This window comes from Acidiphilium sp. MT5, assembly GCF_054767495.1.
Window position 1 is genome coordinate 12,692 of sequence record NZ_BAABMR010000012.1, and the last position, 21,054, is coordinate 33,745.

Annotated in this window: 16 protein-coding genes; 6 read left to right on the plus strand and 10 right to left on the minus strand. The window is 54.3% G+C overall.

The window, feature by feature from the left end:
- Positions 1 to 130 precede the first annotated feature (130 nt).
- The 5 genes from ACYUCQ_RS13105 to ACYUCQ_RS13125 are packed head-to-tail and all read left to right on the plus strand — an operon-like array spanning position 131 to position 7,319.
- A complete protein-coding gene (locus ACYUCQ_RS13105) occupies positions 131 to 448 on the plus strand; it encodes a HigA family addiction module antitoxin (protein ID WP_460254993.1) in 318 nt (105 codons plus the stop codon).
- A complete protein-coding gene (locus tag ACYUCQ_RS13110; RefSeq protein ID WP_460254994.1) occupies positions 445 to 3,225 on the plus strand; it encodes a class I SAM-dependent DNA methyltransferase in 2,781 nt (926 codons plus the stop codon). Before ACYUCQ_RS13105 ends, ACYUCQ_RS13110 begins: the two co-directional genes overlap by 4 nt.
- Positions 3,222 to 4,055 (plus strand): hypothetical protein, encoded by an 834-nt coding sequence (locus ACYUCQ_RS13115; protein ID WP_460254995.1) that lies wholly within the window; start codon positions 3,222 to 3,224, stop codon positions 4,053 to 4,055. The genes ACYUCQ_RS13110 and ACYUCQ_RS13115 overlap by 4 nt, the downstream gene beginning before the upstream one ends.
- A complete protein-coding gene (locus tag ACYUCQ_RS13120; RefSeq protein WP_460254996.1) occupies positions 4,052 to 6,115 on the plus strand; it encodes a DEAD/DEAH box helicase in 2,064 nt (687 codons plus the stop codon). The genes ACYUCQ_RS13115 and ACYUCQ_RS13120 overlap by 4 nt, the downstream gene beginning before the upstream one ends.
- Positions 6,108 to 7,319, plus strand: coding sequence for a GIY-YIG nuclease family protein (locus ACYUCQ_RS13125; RefSeq protein ID WP_460254997.1), 1,212 nt, complete (start codon positions 6,108 to 6,110; stop codon positions 7,317 to 7,319). The genes ACYUCQ_RS13120 and ACYUCQ_RS13125 overlap by 8 nt, the downstream gene beginning before the upstream one ends.
- A gap of 190 nt (positions 7,320 to 7,509) precedes the next feature.
- Here the strand turns inward: ACYUCQ_RS13125 and ACYUCQ_RS13130 are convergent, their stop codons facing one another.
- The gene (locus ACYUCQ_RS13130; RefSeq protein WP_460254998.1) at positions 7,510 to 9,309 is read right to left on the minus strand and encodes an AAA family ATPase; all 1,800 of its coding nucleotides are present in this window, start codon (positions 9,307 to 9,309) and stop codon (positions 7,510 to 7,512) included.
- A gap of 407 nt (positions 9,310 to 9,716) precedes the next feature.
- Here ACYUCQ_RS13130 and ACYUCQ_RS13135 point away from each other — a divergent pair, with 407 nt between their 5' ends.
- Entirely contained in the window at positions 9,717 to 9,950 is a 234-nt protein-coding gene (locus ACYUCQ_RS13135) for a glyoxalase superfamily protein (protein ID WP_460254999.1), read from the plus strand.
- Here ACYUCQ_RS13135 and ACYUCQ_RS13140 read toward each other — a convergent pair.
- From ACYUCQ_RS13140 to ruvX, 9 genes are all read right to left on the minus strand, one after another.
- Positions 9,877 to 12,204, minus strand: a complete 2,328-nt coding sequence (locus tag ACYUCQ_RS13140) for an ATP-dependent DNA helicase (RefSeq protein WP_460255000.1) — start codon at positions 12,202 to 12,204, stop codon at positions 9,877 to 9,879. The two genes, ACYUCQ_RS13135 and ACYUCQ_RS13140, sit on opposite strands and share 74 nt — an antisense overlap.
- A 62-nt stretch (positions 12,205 to 12,266) precedes the next feature.
- On the minus strand, positions 12,267 to 12,677 hold the full coding sequence (locus tag ACYUCQ_RS13145; protein WP_460255001.1) for a hypothetical protein: 411 nt from the start codon (positions 12,675 to 12,677) through the stop codon (positions 12,267 to 12,269).
- On the minus strand, positions 12,670 to 13,152 hold the full coding sequence (locus ACYUCQ_RS13150; protein WP_460255002.1) for a hypothetical protein: 483 nt from the start codon (positions 13,150 to 13,152) through the stop codon (positions 12,670 to 12,672). Before ACYUCQ_RS13150 ends, ACYUCQ_RS13145 begins: the two co-directional genes overlap by 8 nt.
- Positions 13,149 to 15,548, minus strand: coding sequence for a hypothetical protein (locus tag ACYUCQ_RS13155; RefSeq protein ID WP_460255003.1), 2,400 nt, complete (start codon positions 15,546 to 15,548; stop codon positions 13,149 to 13,151). The genes ACYUCQ_RS13150 and ACYUCQ_RS13155 overlap by 4 nt, the downstream gene beginning before the upstream one ends.
- Positions 15,541 to 17,082 (minus strand): tyrosine-type recombinase/integrase, encoded by a 1,542-nt coding sequence (locus tag ACYUCQ_RS13160; protein ID WP_460255004.1) that lies wholly within the window; start codon positions 17,080 to 17,082, stop codon positions 15,541 to 15,543. Before ACYUCQ_RS13160 ends, ACYUCQ_RS13155 begins: the two co-directional genes overlap by 8 nt.
- Positions 17,083 to 18,285: a tyrosine-type recombinase/integrase gene (locus ACYUCQ_RS13165; RefSeq protein ID WP_460255005.1), complete on the minus strand. Its 1,203-nt coding sequence runs from the start codon at positions 18,283 to 18,285 to the stop codon at positions 17,083 to 17,085. It abuts the gene before it with no gap.
- Positions 18,286 to 18,479: 194 nt separating this feature from the next.
- A complete protein-coding gene (locus ACYUCQ_RS13170; protein WP_460255006.1) occupies positions 18,480 to 20,105 on the minus strand; it encodes a long-chain-fatty-acid--CoA ligase in 1,626 nt (541 codons plus the stop codon).
- Positions 20,106 to 20,214: 109 nt separating this feature from the next.
- On the minus strand, positions 20,215 to 20,550 hold the full coding sequence (locus ACYUCQ_RS13175) for a hypothetical protein (RefSeq protein WP_460255007.1): 336 nt from the start codon (positions 20,548 to 20,550) through the stop codon (positions 20,215 to 20,217).
- A complete protein-coding gene (gene ruvX / locus ACYUCQ_RS13180) occupies positions 20,547 to 21,014 on the minus strand; it encodes a Holliday junction resolvase RuvX (protein WP_460255008.1) in 468 nt (155 codons plus the stop codon). The genes ACYUCQ_RS13175 and ruvX overlap by 4 nt, the downstream gene beginning before the upstream one ends.
- Positions 21,015 to 21,054: the final 40 nt, after the last annotated feature.

Consider the following 21,054-nt stretch of genomic DNA (forward strand, 5'->3'; position numbering starts at 1 on the left):
ACGAAAACAGGATATCTGTCTCAACCGTCGCTCCCAATCGTATTTTGTTGTAACTCTCAACGTATGCCAATCCCAATGGTCCTGGTTGCTACTTGCCCAGTGTCGATTATCACTATACGTTTAGCTGATCATGGTTGACACCAATCGGCAGGTAACGCACCCGGGTGCGACGGTTAGAAGAGATTACCTTGAAAAATACAGGTTGAGCGTCACCAACGCTGCTCTAATCCTTGGGGTCGACCGACAGACCCTTAGCAATTTGCTCAACGCTAAGTCAGGAATTTCGCCCGAGATGGCCGTGCGACTCGAAAAGGCGTTCGGCACGCCCGCTCGTGAATGGCTGATCCGGCAACTCGATTATGAGCTCGCTGAAGTGATGCGCCGGGCAGGTGCAATCAAAGTTAAGCCTTTCGCCCCACCGGTCGATGAAGGGCGGAGCGAGATATGAACGCGGTCGAGATCGAGGAAGCCGTCACCGAACTGGCCGAAAAGCCATTCGACGCTGCCGAGTTTCCTTATCAGTTCCTCGCCGCCTTCGGGAACAAGGACACAACGATCAAGCGGCTACGCGCTGGATCAACCAACGGGTCCGACCTGCCGGGCGGCGTTCTCCAGCGGAGTAATATCCACATTGCCGTCGCTAACCCCGGTGCGGTGCCCCAGACACTTGTCGCACTCCGGGCCAGCCCCACCACTGCCAAGGCCAAGGTGAGGTTCATTCTCGCCACAGACGGTGACAGCTTTGAGGCTGAGGAACTGGAATCCGGTGAGACAATTGCATGCAACTATGCGGATTTTCCAAATCATTTCGGTTTCTTCCTACCACTGGCCGGCATCACTACCGTTCGGCAGATCCGCGAAAGCTCGTTCGATATTCGGGCCACCAGTCGTCTGAATCGACTTTATATCGAGCTACTGAAAGATAACCCCGACTGGGGCACTGCAGACCGCCGCCACGATATGAACCATTTCATGGCAAGGTTGATTTTCTGTTTCTTCGCCGAGGACACCAATATTTTCAACGGTGTGGGTGCCTTTACCGCGACCATTGAGCAAATGAGCACGCGTGACTCCTCGAACACCCATGAGGTGATTGGCACACTGTTTCGCGCCATGAATACCAAGGTTGATAAGCGGGCAGGGGCGGGTATTCCGCGCTGGGCAGACCAGTTTCCCTATGTTAACGGCGGCTTGTTTTCTGGCTCCACTGATGCACCGCGCTTCTCCAAAATCGCCCGTTCCTACCTGCTGCATATTGGCGGGTTGGATTGGAAAAAGATCAACCCAGACATTTTTGGCTCTATGATCCAAGCAGTGGCGGATGATGAGGAGCGCGGCGCGCTGGGCATGCATTATACAAGCGTGCCCAACATCCTGAAGGTGCTCAATCCGCTGTTTCTGGATGATCTTCGAGCCAAGCTGGCCGAGGCGGGTGACAACGCGCGCATGTTGCTGAATTTGCGCAAGCGCATGGCGAAAATTCGGGTGTTTGATCCCGCCTGCGGCTCGGGCAATTTTCTGGTCATCGCCTATAAGGAGATGCGGGCGATTGAGGCTGAGATCAATCAACGCCGTGGCGAAGCCAATCGGCGCACCGACATCCCGCTGACCAATTTTCGCGGCATCGAGCTCCGCGATTTTCCGGCAGAGATCGCTAGGCTGGCGCTGATCATCGCTGAATATCAGTGCGATGTGCTCTATCGCGGCCAACAGGAGGCATTGCAAGATTTTCTGCCACTGGACGCGATGAACTGGATTACCTGCGGCAATGCCCTGCGGCTAGATTGGTTGAGCATCTGCCCGCCAACAGGGACGGGGGTGAAGCATCATGCCGATGATCTTTTTGCCACTCCCCTCGACCAGGCGGAAATCGATTTTGAGAATGAGGGCGGTGAGACGTATATCTGCGGTAATCCACCGTATAAAGGCAGTAAGTGGCAATCTGACGAACAAAAATCTGATCTTGGGGCGATTTTCGACGGGCGCACTAAGAGCTGGAAATCGCTCGACTACGTTGCTGGGTGGTTCATGAAGGCCGCTGATTATGGGGTGAAGACCAGTGCAGTCGCCGCTTTCGTGGCAACGAATTCGATCTGTCAGGGTCAGCAAGTGCCATTCCTGTGGCCCTTGATTTTTGCGACGGGGCACGAAATTGCTTTCGCTCATACCAATTTTAAATGGGCTAACTTGGCCAGTCATAAAGCTGGTGTCACTGTTGTGATTGTCGGTATATCAAATCATGCTGGGACTCGCCGCTCACTGGTTTCAGTGGCAGATGACGGCTCTCTGATTTCTAAAGACGCAGAAAAAATAAATGCTTATCTGATCACCGGGGCCGATGTCATTATCCATCCTTTGGCGAAGAGTCTTTCCGGTTTGCCGGAAATGGCGCGAGGTAACTCGCCTACAGATGGCGGGCACCTTATCCTAGAGTACAATGAAGTCGCAGAACTCGCGCTGAACGACGATGATCGCGCTCTGTTTATCCGTCCATTCGTCGGCTCAAGGGAGTTGATCTCTGGCAGTCATCGATTTTGTATTTGGATAGCCGATGGAGCAGTCGATAGAGCTCAATGTATCGCCAGCATCCGTGCGCGGATTGACCGGGTACGCCGATTTCGGCTGGAAAGCCAAAAATCCGCGACGGTTAAGGCTGCAAATTGGCCATACAGATTCGATGAAAGAAAGCCTCTGCCGAACGCACCGGTGATCTGTGTACCCGTAATTAGCTCGGAAAATCGTCCTTATCTGCCTGCGGCTTTGCTTGCTAGCGGCACGGTAGTATCTAACAAAGCATTTATACTTCAAGGTCGGGAGTTGTGGCCCCTAGCAATCATATGTTCTCGGCTCAACTTGACTTGGGTTGCTGCCGTCTGTGCTCGGATGAGAACCGACTACTCCTACACAAACACCCTGGGCTGGAACACCTTCCCCTTGCCAACGCTTACCGAGAAAAACCAGGCCGACCTCGAGCGTTGCGCCGAGGATATTCTGCTCGCCCGCGAGGCGCATTTCCCGGCTACCATCGCTGATCTTTATGACCCGGATAATATGCCAGCCGGTTTGCGCGCCGCGCATGAACGCAACGACGAGGTGCTGGAGCGCATTTATATCGGTCGGCGGTTCAGAAATGATACTGAGCGGTTGGAAAAGCTGTTCGAGCTATACGCGAAGATGTCCGTCGGGACTAGTGCGAGAGCGAAACGAAATGTAGGGGCGGCATGAGTAGCCTTACTGAAATCGAAAAGCGATATTTTGAAAAGCTGCTAAGGATGCAAGGTGGCTACGTTCTGGATTTTACCGATGCATCTTTCGGTGATTTTTTTAATCGCCACAGGATCGGCATCCACGGCCAGAAATATCAGACGCACGGGACATCCAAGGCCAAGAAGATGCGGTCGTTTTGGGAGCAGGAGACGGATGCTCTAGTCGGCAAAGTGCTAGGGGAGATGTTGGACGCCTACGAGGCTGATTGCGCTTTGAACAACCGTGATCCCGAAACACCCATTCTCGAAAAGTCACGTAGAATTGTTGCTCGGCTTTCCGGTGTATCCGAGCCAATAAAATCGACGCGAACCGTTGACGACTTCCTGCATCATGAGTTTACTATCCCCAACATCCAAAAGCTGCCCGTCGAGGCACAAGCCATGCCGATCATTGAGAGCCGCCTTAACGAAGCGCGGGTGGCGATGGGTGCGGGCGCATATCTCTCCACCGTCGTCCTGTGTGGTAGCGTATTGGAGGCTGTTCTGCTTGGGGCGGCGCAGAAAGAGCCAGCCCGCTTCAATAGAGCCTCAGCCAGTCCGAAGACCAATGACGGCAGTGTGAAGCGTTTTCATGAATGGAGTCTCGCGCAGTTCATAGAAGTCGCCTGTGAAGCAGGGATATTGAAGCCAGACGTAAAGACCTTCAGCCATGGGCTGAGGGACTTTCGCAACTACATCCATCCATACGAACAGATGCTTTCCGGCTTCACACCGGATGCGCATACGGCAAAGGTTTGCTTTCAGGTGTTGAAGGCGGCGCTTGCCAGTGTTGCGGGGGAGAGAAAATGAAGCCAGAAGCCCAATCCGTCCCTTCCGTCTCGGTCTCCTACGCCCGAAACGGCAGCTCCACTAAAGCCAATTCTCTCGGGATGCGCCCGATGCAGGAGCGTGCCTATGAGAAGCGGGGCGAACAATATCTGCTCATCAAATCGCCGCCCGCGTCGGGCAAAAGTCGCGCGCTTATGTTCATCGCGCTCGATAAGCTGGCCAACCAGGGCGTAAAACAGGCAGTCATCGTTGTGCCGGAGCGGAGTATCGGTGCCAGCTTCCATGACGAGCCATTGAGCCAATTTGGTTTTTGGGCGGACTGGCAGGTCAAGCCAAAATGGAATCTCTGCGATGCGCCGGGGTCAGACAACGGCGGGAAGGTCAACTCGGTCGAGGCATTCTTGCAAAGTGATGACCCGGTGCTGGTCTGCACCCACGCGACTTTCCGCTTCGCAGTCGATAAATTCGGCATTGAGGCATTTGATAACCGGCTCATTGCAGTGGACGAGTTCCACCACGTCTCCGCCAACCCGGACAACAAGCTCGGCCTGCATCTTGGGGCCTTCGTTGCCCGCGACAAGGTGCATATCGTCGCTATGACCGGCAGCTATTTCCGCGGTGACGCCGAAGCGGTGCTGGCGCCCCAGGACGAGGCCAAGTTCGATACTGTAACCTACACCTACTATGAACAGTTGAACGGCTATCAATATCTCAAGCAGCTCGACATCGGCTATTTCTTCTATTCCGGCCCTTATGCCGACGAGATTCTCGCGGTCCTGAATCCCGCAGAGAAAACCATCATTCATATTCCCAGTGTCAATTCCCGTGAAAGCACCAAGGATAAAATCAGGGAGGTGGAGCATATCATTGAGGCGCTGGGTGATTGGCAGGGCATCGACCCGGCGACCGGCTTCCAATTAATCAGGACTGCCGAGGGCAAGGTGCTGCGGATCGCTGACTTAGTTGACGATGACCCTGGCAAGCGAGACCGCGTTTCTGCCGCGCTAAAAGATGCCTCGCAGAAGAACAATCGTGACCATGTAGACATCATCATCGCCCTGGGTATGGCGAAGGAGGGTTTTGACTGGATTTGGTGTGAACACGCGCTCACCGTCGGCTATCGGTCGAGCCTGACCGAAATTGTGCAGATCATTGGCCGTGCGACGCGCGACGCGCCCGGCAAAACCAGAGCCCGCTTCACCAATCTGATCGCTGAGCCGGACGCTTCCGAAGAAGCCGTTACCGAAGCGGTCAACGACACGTTGAAGGCCATCGCCGCCAGCTTGCTCATGGAGCAGGTGCTGGCACCCCGCTTCGAGTTTAAGCCCAAGAACGCGGCTAGCGGCCCTGTCGAGGGCTTTGAATATGGCGAGGGCGGCTATCAGGCGGACAAGTGCAATGTTGGCTTCAACGAGGAGCGTGGCACCTTCCAGATCGAGATCAAAGGGCTGGCTGAGCCCAAGAGCGAGGAGGCGACCCGCATCTGCAAGCAGGATTTGAATGAAGTGATCGCTGCCTTTGTGCAGGATAAGACCACCATTGAACGCGGGCTGTTCGATCAGGAACTTGTGCCCGAAGAACTGACCCAGCTTCGCATGGGTAAAATCATCAAGGACAAATACCCCGAACTGGATGCAGAGGATCAAGAAGCCGTCCGCCAGCATGCCATAACGGCCTTGAACCTCACGCAGAAGGCCAAGGAGGTCGCTCTGGGCGATCCGGAGGGTGATGGTGAGAAAAACCCGAATACGGCTTTCATCGAAGGCGTGCGCCGATTTGCGATGGATGTGCGCGACCTGGATATCGACTTGATCGACCGCATTAATCCGTTTGGCGAAGCCTATGCTATCCTTGCCAAGGCGATGACCGAGGACAGCCTGAAGCGGGTTGCCGCCATCATTTCCGGCAAGCGAGCAACTCTGACCGTGGAAGAGGCGCGAGAACTGGCCCATCGGGCATTGAAGTTCAAGCAAGAGCGTGGTCGGCTGCCTTCCATCACGTCGACCGACGCGTGGGAGAAGCGCATGGCCGAAGGGGTCGCTTTCCTTGCCCGCATGAAGGCGGAGGCTGCTCGTGGCTAAGGGCTTTACCGATGAGGATGATGCACTGCTGTCTGAGCTCGGTGTTGAGGTCGAGGCGAAGAAAGATGCCGGCCGGACTCCGCGAGAGGAGCGAATTATAGCCGGATTTGAGGAAATCCAACGCTTCGTAGCAACACATGGGCGGGCGCCGCGGCACGGTGAGGATCATGATATTTTTGAGAGGCTTTACGCCGTTCGGCTCGACCGGCTTCGGGCGCAGGACGATTGCCGCATTCTGCTAAAGCCATTCGATCATGGCGGGCTTCTGGTGGGGGCATCATCCACCCTGGCCGACGCGGCCGATGGCATAAGCGACGACGAATTGCTGGCCCAGCTAGGCGTGGACACCGCGGTTCCAGACGACATCACCGAGTTGCGGCATGTCCGTTCCGCAGCCGACAAGCGTGCGGCGGAGGAAATTGCCAACCGGCAGCGGTGTCAGGACTTCGACCGTTTCAAGCCCATATTCAGCGCCGTGCAGAGTGACATTGATAGCGGCATGCGGATTACCCAGGCCATCCGGAAGGATGCGGGCTTCCTCAAAACCGACATCAAGGCCGGTGAATTTTTTATCCTTGGCGGTCAGATTGCCTATGTCGCCGAAGTCGGCGAATCGTTCAAAGCACCCAATGGCGAGAGCGACGCGCGGCTCCGAGTCATCTATTCCAACGGCACAGAGAGTAATTTGCTGCTCCGTTCACTGCAACGTGCCCTGTATAAAGATGAGCTGAGCCGTAGGGTGTCAGAGCCGAACGCCGGGCCGCTGTTTGCCAGCAAAAATGAGGCTGACGACTTGGCAAGCGGTACAATCTATGTGCTGCGCAGCAAGTCGGATAACCCGATTGTCGCCGCTAACCGCAACCTCGTTCACAAGATTGGCGTCACGGGTGGCGACGTCGCCAAACGCATCACTAATGCCAACTTGGACCCCACGTTCCTATTGGCCGACGTCGAAATTGTGGCGACCTATAAGTTGTTCAACATTAGTCGGACCAAGCTGGAAAGCTTGATCCATCGCATATTTGAACCCGCGAGGCTCGCCATTGAGATCAAAGATCGGTTCGGCAATCCCGTTACCCCACGTGAATGGTTCCTCTTGCCACTGTTCGTGATCGACGACGCCGTGGAAAAGATCAAGGACGGCACAATCACCGAATATGTCTATGACCCTCAAACGGCGCAACTGGTTACCTTGTCTGCGTGAGGCGCGATCACGTTGCGTATTATGCTCAATCCCGCCAACCATAATGCTGTTATGACACCACCGGAAAGTCTCGATACCGGAATGGCAGGCTTGGAGCGGGCAATGAGAGTAAACTACCAGTGACCGATCCCTTCGGCAGCGGCGAGTGTCGCTGAAAAGTACGAAAATCATCTGAATTCGTGTGCGCTTTTTACAAACGTCGAAACGCTTCAAATATATTATATATCTCTTTGAACGTATCGGGTTTTCTTTCAAGGGCGAGAGCAATATACATATTTTTCAGACGACCTGGCTGTATCTTCGCTTCGGAACAAAACTGCTTAAAAACTTGCTTGCCTGGGATGTTAGCTTTCCAGAGTTGCTCGTCAGATAGCTGGCGCTCGATTTCATCATAAGCCTGGGAGAATGCATTAGCGACGGTTTCGGGCTCCAAAACCGAATCCAGCCGCGCTTTCTCCGCAGCTGCCTTTTGCCGCGCGGCTTCCGTCATCTCTTCCTTGGACATGCTATGGATGCCACTAGGTTTGACCGACACGTTACCCGCGTTTCGTCGAACTTTGGCGGTGGCAATCAACGCTGCTGCATAGCTTTTGTACCTTTCCGCGATCTCTCGCAGTCGGGTGTTTATCTGGGAGGGATCACGAAGCCATGAGTCTGCAGTTTCCTGTCGCTCGAAGCATTCAGCTAGAATACAATGGTCCAAAAAATAGTTCTCTATGTGGTACCGTGGAAGAATTTGGAACCGAGAACTTTGCGCATTAGTTGCCACGTTGCAATCTCGGTCGGCGAGCATGAAGAATTGTACACCCCATAGAGTCCTATTGAGTATCCTCTCGTTTAATCGGTCGAAGTTCTCTAAATCCGCCCTTCCGTCGGCGGGTACAAGCACAAGCTCGGGATATTTCGCCTGCACGATAGAAGAATAAAGTTTTGCATCCAAGCTTGCATCGTTGCCTTCGATTAGGACAAGCTTTTTCCCTAGTGCCACAACGCCAACCGACTGACCCAGCGCCGATAAAGCTTCTGTCGTTTCGCTATCAGGCTTTAGAATGATCGCTTGATTGCTTCCATCCTCCTTTGCCTTCGTAAGAAATATGACGGTATCATCGAGTGATGATGCAATGACTTCTGGGGAATGCGAAATAAGAATAAATTGATTTCGTTCGCCAGAAGTTTGTAATGTCTTAATTAGTCTGTTCAATAGTTCGGGATGGAGATGTAACTCTGGTTCATCAAAGAATACTATGCAATCGCATGGTTTACGGAGGATAAAGTCGAAGGCAATATTGACCACCTCCCGCTCCCCACTGCTCAACGTGTCAACGGGCCTCTGTTCTTCTCCCTCTTGATACATTAGTCTCTGATTCTGCAGATCGGGCTGAGTCAGAACTTTAGGTGCTAGGAGCTTTGAGAAAGCTTCTTTGAAAGGTTCAATAGGATCGCTAAATCCGAGCCCCATGCTTTCTTTTCCGTCTCTTCGGAGATGCATGGCTTGACTGCCTAGTTGATTACGCAGCGTAATTACTTTCTTGAAGATCGCGTGCTGCGTGTCCTGCCAGCGACCTTTAAATGGTTGCATCGTAACGTTCCAGCCGATGTTCTCCGTGTCGGGGTCCGCGAATTCGAACGAGAAAGTCAGAGGTTTCACCTGAGCGATCGACCGATCACTTTCAAAATAGATGATGCTGCTACGAAAGTTCTTTCGTTGCCTGCTCTGCTGGAGGAGATCGTGAAGCTTCCTCCTCCGCGCATGGTCGAGCGAGTGGATTGGACTCGAACCTAAGCTCTCCTTCTCGTAGTTGTTGGTACATTCGATGATAAATTCGACATTCGGTGTTTGGATGTTCTGAAACGCCGATAGAATCTGTGAGACCAGTCGTGTCTTTCCTGATCCATTCGCACCCGCGATAACCACCAAATCCGAGAGCTCAGATACTTCGAAGTGTTTGATAGGTGGCGAATTTACGACTTTTATATGGTTGATTCTCATGTGACCAGATCCCGTTGGTTGCGGAAGAGATTTTAATCATGAGTTTGTGGCCAAAGTAAATATGGGCTGAGCGCATGTCGGCAGTAGGTGCCGGCTGAGGACTCTGGAAAAGGCAAGGTGGAGGTGCGACGCTATCGCCGGGGCTCAGTTGACCGAAGGTCCACTTGACGCATCTCCCTCCCTAAAGCAGATACCGGATTGTCCAACGATCCCGCTATCAGCGATCCTTCATGCGACCGCGCCAGCAACGACAGGTTCCGGGGATGGGCCGATTGGTCGGGAACGACGACAATGCCGCGCTAAGGGGGCCGCTTAAAACCGGCGTTGACCGTGGCGAGAACGCCAATACCAGTCGGACAACGGACGTGGACGTTGAGAGCCGAAATAACATCTCGCGCTGAGGCACCGTGCGCTTCCTCCGCACATGCCCCATCATGCGGATTTTCGATCAAACGAAGGAGCGCGAGTTCTACATTGGTTTCCTCGGCATGACCCCCGACAATTCCAGAGCGCTCGTAAGAGCGCTCATAGAAGCGTTCCGATCGAGCCACGCAGGCATGGTTTCGGCTAACCTGGATCATCAAGAGTATGGAGTTGTAGACCATCGATCCGACCAGACACTTTGGGCGCCGCAGCAATAACGGATTTGATCAATGCCATGTCGCCGACGAGAACAACGGTGTCGATCGCTCTGGTTACCGCCGTGTAAATTAAGGCTCGATCAAGCACGCGCGAACTGGTCAGAGGAACGATGACGCGCCGGAAAGCAGATCCCTGTGCCTTATGGACACTGATGGCCCAGCCCAATGAGAGGTATTCCAGTTCGTGGACACGCACCTCATCTGCCGCGCCATCATCCAGCTCGATGAAACAACCATTGTCGGTCGGGCGACGCACAATACCCAGGGAGCCATTCATAAACCCTTGATATATAATGTTATCATCTCGATCTTTTATTGGGTTGCCGCCTTCATCGAGTAATGGCCCCTTCTTGTAGTTGTTTTTCAACCAAAGGATTTTAGACCCGATCGATAAGCCCCAGTTGTCCTGAATCTTAGGCTGCCGGGCCATATAGTGGTTCTCAATAGCGCCATTGAGTTGTTTGATGCCGCTCTGCCCTTCCTTAGTCGGGCAGAGGATTTGAATATCGAGATCATGAAGGCGTTGAGTTTGAAGGGATGGGGGAGGGCTTCCGGCCATGGCTTGATAGACGCCCAAGGCGGTGCTGCCTTCATCGCCAATTTGGCTGGCCGCCAGATAAACCCCAGGTGCCAGCGGTTCCATAGGATTGAATCGTGGCAGTTGGGGAAGGTGCCCCTCGCGGATATCTCGCGCAATTCTTGGGATGCCCGTTACGTCTGCTTGGCGGTGAATCACATCCAGTGAAACCCGAGGAATGAGATCGCAGCCGACCATTTTTTGGAATAACAACCCTGGACCAATGGGCGGCAGTTGGGCAGGATCTCCGATAAACAAGATGTCTACTGTAGCCGGGACCATGGAAATGATCCGGTAGACGGACGGCAAATCGAGCATGCTCGACTCGTCGAAGATCAGCAGGCCATGGCGAATTTTACGACCTATTTCCAGCTGCCGGATGAACCGTGCGACTGTCATTGCCTCGCGCCCGGTGGCTTCCGCGATCCGTTTCACAGCACGTCCGGCGAGCGCCACCTGAGGATATTGCCAATCCTTGCGCTGATCCGCCCGCAACGCTTTGGAGCATCTTTCGGACGCATCCAGTATGGCCTTCACCACCGTCGTCTTCCCCGTGCCGGCACCTCCGCAAATGCAACTCAACGAACTGGAGACGGCCATGTAGACGGCCTCACGTTGCCCTTGGGTGAGGTGGTAGCCATCGCGTGCCTCCATTTCAGCAATTGCCGCCGCGATCTCCGCAGGGGGCGGAGTAATGCTGTCGCGGCTCAGTCGTTCACGGAATGCTCGCTCGACTTCGCGCTCCATGAACCATGCTGATCGGCTTTGCAGCAACCCATCTTGGCATTGAATGATTTGTCCGGCATCAAGCGCACGATCAACTGCGTCGCTTGCCTGGCGCACCGTGCGTATCCCCAGGATCGGTCTCAATTGGGTCTCGATATCACCCCTATGAGCCGCTGTGTGGCCACGCTGATATCGCCGCGCGAATGCTTCCTCCACACCCGCCAGGAGCCGTCGGGGATCATCCGGCTGCAGCCCGAGCCGAAGGGCGCGTTCATCGACGGCTCGCCACGGTTCAAGAAGGACGAGTGTGTATGGATCGGCGCTGATTTTTTCGATGGCGCCACGACCCCAGATTGATGCAACTGCGGCGGCCGTGCGGGCGCTGACGCCATAACGGTCGAGCCATTGGAATACATCGACCTCGTCAGCCAGGAGGCCGAATTCCTGCACGATCATCACGGCGCATTCCATGCCCACGACAGGCGTCAACGCCGCATAGTCCCGTTGGCGGATTACCGTGTAGAGGGACTCACCCATCTGGTCCCACAAGCGATTAGCCGCCTTCCAGCCGACCCCGGTGAATTTCTTTGATGTGGCAAGATATCGGACAATCGCACGACCAGTCGGTATCAGCGGCAGGGCCACGGAGGCATGGATTTGCATACCGAAATCCTGGTGGGCGCGTTCGCGTCCGCTCACGCGCCACGCCTCACCTGACGACGGCTCCCGAACCGACATTTGGGAGTTCATCACGACCCGGATGAGCCCTTGGGCGGCTTCGGGTCGCTGGTCGCGGCCGATCATGATGCCGCCGCCAAGGGGCGATCTGTGGAACGAGGTTACCTCAATTTCCAAAGTAACGGTGCGATCAGATGGGTCACCGGCAGCCAATTCCTCCTGCTGGAGCTGGGAGCGGCGCAACTGAGCGGGCAGGGGGTTTCGTAGTGACATTTATTGGCGCTACTTTAAGGCCATGGCGAAGCAGTTCGACGGGGAAGCTATATGCATAGGGATCATGACGGGAACCGGCCCGTATCGGCCATTAGGCGCTCCAACCTTCGGAACCGTTCAATTTCTTTGCGGAGCGCGGCGTTCTCGGCAAGAAGACGGAGATTCATGGCTTCAAGATCTGCGCGATCCTGGTCTATCTTGGCCTTCTCTTCGCGATGAACCTCAGCTTGCTGCATCTTGGTCATGAACCGCTCTCGGTCGGTGCGATCAGCGACCTCAAGTAGTTCCATGCAGCGGGGATTGGTCCTGAAGATGGCCCGGTCAAACCCACATTCCTTGGCTAGCTTGCTATGGTTAATTTCGCTCCCATAGCGCGGCAGAGCCTTGTCCCGATAGCCATCCAGGATGGCAATCAGGGTCTGGACGTGTTCCTCCGCGATCTGGTTTCCGCTTTTCCCAATTCCCTTAGCCATTTTTGTTTGCATTCCGGGCGCGGTGATTCGGGACAAGTGGCAACACGTCCGCATTAGGCATGGCTCCCATCGCCTTGAGCGAATTTATGGCCTCTTGCCAAGGCTCGAAGAACCTACGCCATGCCGCCATGCCGCCCATCTCGCCAACGGCGAGGATCATCGACCTATGGCTTGCAATCAAAAGATCGCGTTGCGCTTGGAGTTGGGCTACTTTATACTCTAAATCCGCAATCTTGACTGTCAGATTAGTCCTCGACTGCTTATTCGTTCGTTCCAATAGACGCCGAAGTTCAGCTTGCCGCTCAGCATACTGCTTAAGCAGGGCCGCGCGGCCAGGGTTACGAGTGATATCCGAGGCATGTTTGTAGGGTGACGAAGGGTGATGGGCAGCCGCAGTGGCCGTAATATTGGCGTTCTCACAAAGCATCGCTTCAAGGACCTCCCTGAAGACCTCAAATCCACGATCGGTCGTCATTCCGCCCTCCGGATTTTGGGTCCATCGAGGATAGTCCGGCCAACCTTATCATCAAGCGACCGAAACAAATCGGGTCCATCTGGAAATGGACGCTGGCCGGGCCTGGTGGCTAGGGCTTTCCTGATGTTACGGAGACGCACATCCGCGTGCTTGAGCTGATTTGACCAACCGAGAGACCGCTGATCGGCGGGCGTTGACTTGATCTTGTCAACGACCTGTTGCATTCTTTTTCCGAGACGTTCCAAGTTACGCTGTTCCTCGGTCACATCCGTGCGGCAAAGATGCTGGCAACCATTATAACATTCAATATGCTTGGGGCAGGGGTCCATTGAGAAGCTATTCACGCAAAAACCATATGGCGTTACGTGTAAACCATCGGCTTCAGCGTCAAGGTAATCAAATGCCGCATCATCTCCAAGTTCGCTTTGAATTTTGTGGAATTCATCCACAACGGTCCCGGCAACCCTGCCAGCATCGATCATCCTCAGAACTTCTTGCGCGCGCGGACCCATCCGCTCAGCATTTTTGGGAAGATCAATATGGGCTAAGTCTTCTCCTAAGCTTGCATGATTATACTCGTAGCTCTGGATAACAGAACGGCGATTAAACCGCTTTGTGATAATGGTATCTGCCACGCCGAGGCGGAACAGTTCCCCGTTTTGGAGATGTCTTAAAGAATGGGTGTTTAAGGATAAATTGCGATCCTCCTCGGTCTCGCCGTATCGTGAGAAGAGATTATCCGGCCTTCCGCCGAGATGGCAATGCATGTCGGATGGGCTTACGCGGCCGACGGCAAAGTAGCGTTCAATATCCAATATACCACGATCAAGAGATTCGAGACGGTCGTTGGTAGGCAATAGGAACATCAAATCATGAGGATAGAGTTGGGTGCCGTCTTGCAGCGTGAACGACGCCCTATCGGGCGTTTTTGTCGGGGCAATACGCGGCATGAGGTCTTCGACCTCTCCCACCTTATAGTATAGATCTTTCGAATCAACACTCTGACCATCCTGATAAGGTTCGCCGGTGGCGCGTCGGGGCGTAAGCCCATAATTTTTTCTTAGACGAGACAAGTATTTGCCAACTTCGACGTCTGCGCCATCGCGTTGGAGATTTTCGATTTGCTGGGATCGAATTTGGTCCAATACATCAAGCCGGAATGACTCTCGATACGCTACGATCAAGCGTTCGGGGATAGGGCTCTTTGCGAACTTGACGGATCCTGTGCATCGGTTGCGGAGATCCCATCCTGGAATTAGATCGTCAGGATCCAACTCGGGAAATAGGCGGCCTGTTTCGATTTGATGCCTAAGGCGATTACGCATCGGCTGAGTGATCTGCTGCGCTGTCATCAATGAATCACGAACGATTTCTTCAAAGATCTGAGGCACGTGTTGCGCCGTCTCGTAAAGCACAATCGTTTGCTCTCGGATTTCGGAGTCCGAGTTCCTGGTGCCGACGTCATCTGCTTGTTTTTCAGCGAAATGCCTGAGCATCAAAGATCGCGAGATGCCACCACTTTCGCCCGCGGGCTTACCATTAGTGTCGACATAATCGCGCCAACGTTCCCAATCAACAGGAATGGTTGCATTCTCGCCCATGCGGAATCCAGTGACAATCGCGACTTTGATCTGGCAAAATCGTACAGCGTCGGAGAAGGTTTTGGGCTTTTCAGTAAACACAATTCGAACAAGTTCCCAAAAAGCCCTTTCGCCGGGGAGCTTGCCTGCAGCTTTGCGCTGCGCCAGCTCTGATCGTCGTTGATCCACAGTGCTATGAATATTGTTCGCCTTTCTAATTTTCTGAACCTGCTTCTCTGCAGCGTTAGCCTCGTCGGTAGGGAAGGGGACACAAAATCCGGCTAGTGGGCTTTGGTCGGCCAGATGCAATCCATCAATGATTGTTCGGACCGTCATCGCCACATTAGCTGCCCGTTTTCCGGAGTCGCCTATCAGCAGTGCCACATTGTATGCAAGCTGCACGATATCGGATGTCAGAGCCCATGGGTCCGTTTCATGAGCACATGCTGCTAGGATACGAATTTGGCGGCCGATATTCGTAATTGCATGGCTTGGCTTATTCCGCTTTACAAGAAGCTCATTCAATACCACTGATTTGTAGAAATCCTGCCAATTGGGCGGCATAGGGCCATCGCTACGCGATATTTTCCCTGCACGCACAAGGAAACGATTGAGGATTGGAAGGCACTTATTGTCATATCCCATGTCCCCAAGCCATAAGGTTGGTGGGGGAACCATGCCGCAGAGGTTTGTCAGATTCCACCGTTCTGTCTTTTCTACCAATCCCAAATCATCATAGGTCATATCCCACACGAGCTGATTTTCGGCGGCGAGTTTTTTGCCTCTCCCGATGAACGCAGCATAGAAATCATTCATCCCCATCTCCTACCGTCTCGTCCACTCCAGCATCGATTTCCGCAACGACTTGCGTTGCCGCAGTTAACATCCGACGAAGTTGTGTGTAGGCTGGACTTTCTTCGTTCCCCCGTGATGCATCGGCGAAATCCTTAACGACGGTGCGAAGGTTTTGAACAACCTCTTCATGGATACGGCTATCCTTTACTGGCATGAACTTTCGGCATGTATAGCAACTGAGAACTGGGTTCTTGGTGCACAACGACTGACCCATGCGGCAGCCACCGATGCCTGCGATCGGAATACCGTGGGGCACGGCCCCAATTTGCTTGTCCGGGGGTAGGCGCAGTAATGTTGCCTTATTGATCGTCCTGGTTTTAGCCACCTCGACGATCGTGGAGTAAATCGGTGATAGTGCCAACGCTTGATTGACACGCTGTGCTTGCGTTGGTGAAGTATCAAAATAGACGTTGGCTGTCTTAACGGAAGCATGGCCCATGAACTCAGAAATGGCGATATGGGATACCCCTCCATCAGTCAAACGTTGCGCCGCCGTGTGGCGTAGGTCAGTGGCCGTCCATCGTTCCCCGGTAATGCTTTCGGTGAGACTCTGAATTACATCTGATATTTGAGCTGGCTTGAGCCCAAAAAACGAATCGGTCGGTGTGAAGTCCTCCTCATCCATCAAGGCGGCCCGCCCGCTCAAGCTGTAGGCGGCAAACAGCCGACCCCACTCACGTTTTACCCGCCGGGTTACCCGGCGCATATTATTGCTGCGTCGCTGCTTGAGTAGAGGGTAGCTGAAATGCACTGCGCCAGTATCGTGTATGCGAACGTCCGCCACTCTAAGCCGCGCAACCTGCCCTGGACGCAGGGCGTGCTGGTGACTGATAATGAGGATGCAAGCATCACGGAGGCGCCTTGGGTGAATTTTTGCTTTTTCGATTCCCACCCGAGCCGTCATTTCATCAAAGTAGTCTATGATAAGCGATTGCTGGTCGAGTGGAACAAAACAGTCGCCAGTACGAACAGTCCGATAATAATCTGTCTTTGGTGTGGGTAGCTTTGCTACGTAATCCCGATATTCGGGCGTCCACGGACTTATTGCTTGGATACAAAGACTGTGAAAGGCAGCTTTAAGGGATGAAGCTTCAAGGTTAGTGCAATTCGGTAGAATGGTCTCCAACCATTGATCACGGGCTTCGTGAGGAGAAAGACCAACCAATAAATTTAGTAACGGTTCAGCGCCGATTTTTCTAATGACAGAAGCTAAACTCAAATAAAAAATATTTATAGTTGTTACGTCAAGCCTAAAAAATTCTTCAATAATTATCAATTTTATCAGACCGCGGTAATTATTTGGCCAACAATTAAAGTCAAAATTAGTCTGTTTGCCGTCCTGCGTTATGGTCCAAACGTCAGTTTCCGCAAGATCCCTTATCGTATGATAGGTGTCTAGGTAGTCGTCCCAGTATCGCAATGAGGATGGCAATGGCGGTAGATTTACGAGCGCAGGCTCAAGCTGGCCTGTATTGGTTGCGAGTAAGGGGCTCATCTATGCCTCAAGATTGCGAAGGGTTTCCACGAAAGTGTCGTAGCCATCGTTCCATACATCCGCCAATCCGCTCTCAAAGTAGGCGCGGGCATAATGGCGGGGCATCTCGGATGTCTTTGACCACCCAAAGAAGACGCGAAGTTTATCGATTGCCATTTCTTGGGAATCTCCGCGAGCTAGGTAGCGGCTTAATCGATAGACTGCGCAGGTATGCCGAAGGTCATGGGCCGTCACTGTGTCCTTTTTTCGGTTGGACAAGGCTCTCTTGGCTGGTTCTGATAGGCATTGTGTGATGACTTCAAAGACATTGTGCATTTGCCGTAAGGCGAGGGGTTTCCCCTTTTGCGACCCAAAGAGAAAGCCGTGTCGTGCGCCGCGTCGATAATTCTGCACGAGGACGTCGGCCGTCTTGAGAATTTCTTCTGAAATCGGGAGTTGCCGTCGTGAATAAGCTGTCTTCAATCCAGGAGCGGTTTGGCGTGGGTCAGATTCGACATCAGTTTCATCCACGTTTAACCAATACCTTATCTCTCCGGTCTCAGGGTCAAAGTCGTCCTTAATAGCATCAGCAGGCAAATTTGCCGCCTCACCGCGACGTAGTCCAAGGTGCAATAACATAAGGAAAAGCAAGAAGTTACGCCAACGTATCGCAGGTGTCCGGAAGGGATTGGTGGCAGAATTCGGATCGAACAGCCGATATAAATCCTCCACGACGACGGCGGGTAATGCCCGGATTGGCGCAGGTGGGCGGGGCAGGCTGGGAGAAATTTGGCTATATAAGCGAGTTATCCTGTTCAACTTTGCCTGCAACTCTGCGAACGGCTGTTCCGCCTGCAAATGCTTGAGAACATCGCTCAGGAACATTATGGCCGACGCCCAGGTCGAGCCACGATCCACACCCGTTTGAACGCTTGAGTTGCGTAGACTGGTCAGAAAGCCCCCGAGCGCTGACTCCAGACCATCAAAGTCGAGTTGCGCAATCATAATATCAAGACGGTCCTGACCCGTCTGGCTGGCCACCGAGCGGTACAACTTCTCTACGGCCACAAGATGACTACCGCGCGTCGACTCACTCAAATCAGCCTTCAAAACATTTGCCCATATGGTTGGCCAATATCTTGGCAACCCATGATCATCGGTCAGACCCCAACCAGTCACAGATCTTGGAATTACATAGGTTTGTCGAAGACGGATAGCTGGCATTCACCCGATTTAGATCACATCGCCGCTATACGCAACGCATTAAATAGCGCTTTATGAAGTCGGTAATTGCGCTGTAAAATGCCATTTAAACGCAAAAATGCAACGCCGATGAAATGGCCGGGCCTTTCCATAATATTTCTTCTGCGACTTTTGGTGGTGCCAAAAAAACACCCCATGATCGGCACTCCGCTCGCCTACTCCGCCGCGTTGCGCGCGAGCAAATGCGCGGCGAACTGCGCCCGCAAGGCTGTTTTCAGCAATTTCCCAGTGGCGCCATGCGGCAATTCATCAACGATCACCACATCATCCGGCACCGCCCATTTCGCCACTTTGCCGGCGTAAATCGACAATAAATCATCCCGGCTTGCGGTGATGCCGGGCCGAAGCGACACGATCAATAAGGGCCGCTCGTCCCATTTCGGATGTTTCGCCGCAATCACCGCCGCTTCACGCACCGCCGGATGCGCCACGGCGATATTTTCCAAATCGATTGAGCTGATCCACTCCCCGCCCGATTTGATCAGATCTTTACTCCGGTCGGTCAATTGCACAAACCCAACCGGATCGATCATGCCGACATCGCCGGTTGGAAACCAGCCATCCGCCGTCACGCTCGGCGGCATCCGGTAATAGCCGGTGGCCACCCAATGACCGTGCAGCTCAAAATCACCGGCCAGCGCGCCATCCCACGCCGCCTCGGCCCCCTCGCGCATGATCCGGATGTCGATGCCGAACAAAACCCGCCCCTGGCTAAGCTGGTGCCGATGCGCGCTTGACGCGTCATCGCCCGGAATTGGCGCGGCCATCGTCGCGATTGGGCTGCTTTCAGACATGCCCCACGCGTGCCGGATTTCGACGCCCAGCGCGCCATAGGCGTCGAACAAGGCTTCCGGACAAGCCGAACCACCGATGAGCAATCGGTACAACGAAGTGAATTTACCACCAGTTTTGCGCAGATTTTCCAATACCCCGAGCCACACCGTGGGCACACCAGCGGAAACCGTCACATGCTCATCCTCGATCAACGCGTAAAGGCTGGCCCCATCTAAAAACCGCCCCGGCAGCACCATCGAGGCCCCGCACGCTGCCGCGGCATAGGGTAGCGACCATGCATTCACATGAAACATCGGCACGACCGGCATCATCCGGTCCACCGCCCGCAGACCGCAGGAATCGGCGGCATTCACCGCCATCGCTTGCAACACGGTCGAGCGGTGTGAATACAGCACCCCTTTCGGTTTACCGGTGGTGCCTGATGTGTAGCACAGCGCGCTTGCGGTGTTTTCATCGAAGCTGGGCCAGTCATAGGCGCCATTTTCCGGGGCAATCAGCGTCTCATAGGCCAAAACCGTGACCGCCCCGGGCAATTCGAGCGCGGGCAATTCTGCCGCATCGCACAAAAATACCACCGTGCGCAGCGTTCCGGCCAGCCCTGGTGCGATTGCTTGGATAATCGGCACAAAATCCAACTCGGCGAAAATCACCCGGTCTTCGGCATGGCTCGCGATATAGCCAATATCCTCATGCGCAAGGCGTGGGTTGATGGTGTTGACCACCGCCCCCATCCCCGAGATCGCAAAATAAAGTTCCACATGGCGATGGCTATTCCAGGCCAGCGTCGCGACACGGTCACCGAACGTGACGCCAAGCCGGGCCAACGCTTGCGCCAATTGCTTGGCGCGATGCTCGGTATCACGATAAGATTGCCGGTGGATGCCCGAGGGTAGTTTGGCAACAATTTCGGCGCGCGGATGGTGCCGCGCAGCGTGGCGGATCAAATCAGAGATCAATAATGGCGCCTGTTGCATCAAACCACGCATAAAACCCCTCCCCTGAGCGCATTTTCTGTTGGATTATTTTATAAACAAGTTTCGGATGAAGCCAAGAATAAAGCGCGATTATTCCGACCTCGCGAATCAGTGCGGAGCGTCAGCCTCGACCGGTTGCCGCGAGCACCAGCCCGCCGGCCACGATCATCAAGCCGCCAACCAGCACGGCGAATGAGGGCTTTATCCCGTAAGCGAAGAAATTTACCGCCTGGGCGATCAGGAATACCAATACCACGTAAACGCCGATCACTCGACCGAAATCCCATGGCCCCAGATTGACCAGCACGCCATAGGCCGCGAGCACCGCAACACTCGCCGCGAACCAACCGAACCGGGCCGCGCCCGTGCTGTGCAAAAAATTGCGCATGAGGGCGTCGCCCCCCACTTCGCACAGTCCCGCCACGGCGAGCAGGGCCAGAATAGCGAGCGACTTCAATCGACCCCCGCCACCAGATCCAGCGCCGCTTGCAGCATGAACGATGCCGCCGCCGCATCAACCCGAGCCGCCCGCTTTGCTCTGGTGACATCAGCCGCGATCATCGCCCGGTTCGCTGCCGCCGAGGAGAGGCGTTCATCCATCATCGCGACCGGCAGGCGGGTTGCCGCTTGCAGCGCGTGCGCCCAATCGCGCGCCGCCTGCGCCGCAGGGCCCAGGGAGCCATCCATGGAGAGCGGTAAGCCGACCACCAAACCCCCTACCCCTTCCTTGCGGGCAATATCGAGAATTGTGCCCGCGATATCGGCCATTTTACCGCGCGGCATGGCACCATAGGGCGAGGCCAGGCGACGGCCCACGTCAGACAACGCGACGCCGATAATCCGCGTGCCGGGATCGATGCCGATCAGCCGTGCATTGCGGGGCAGGTTTGCGACCATCTCGGTCAGGTTGAACAGTGTCATGCGCCCGTTTATGGTCGATCCCGCACAGAAACCCAAGGGA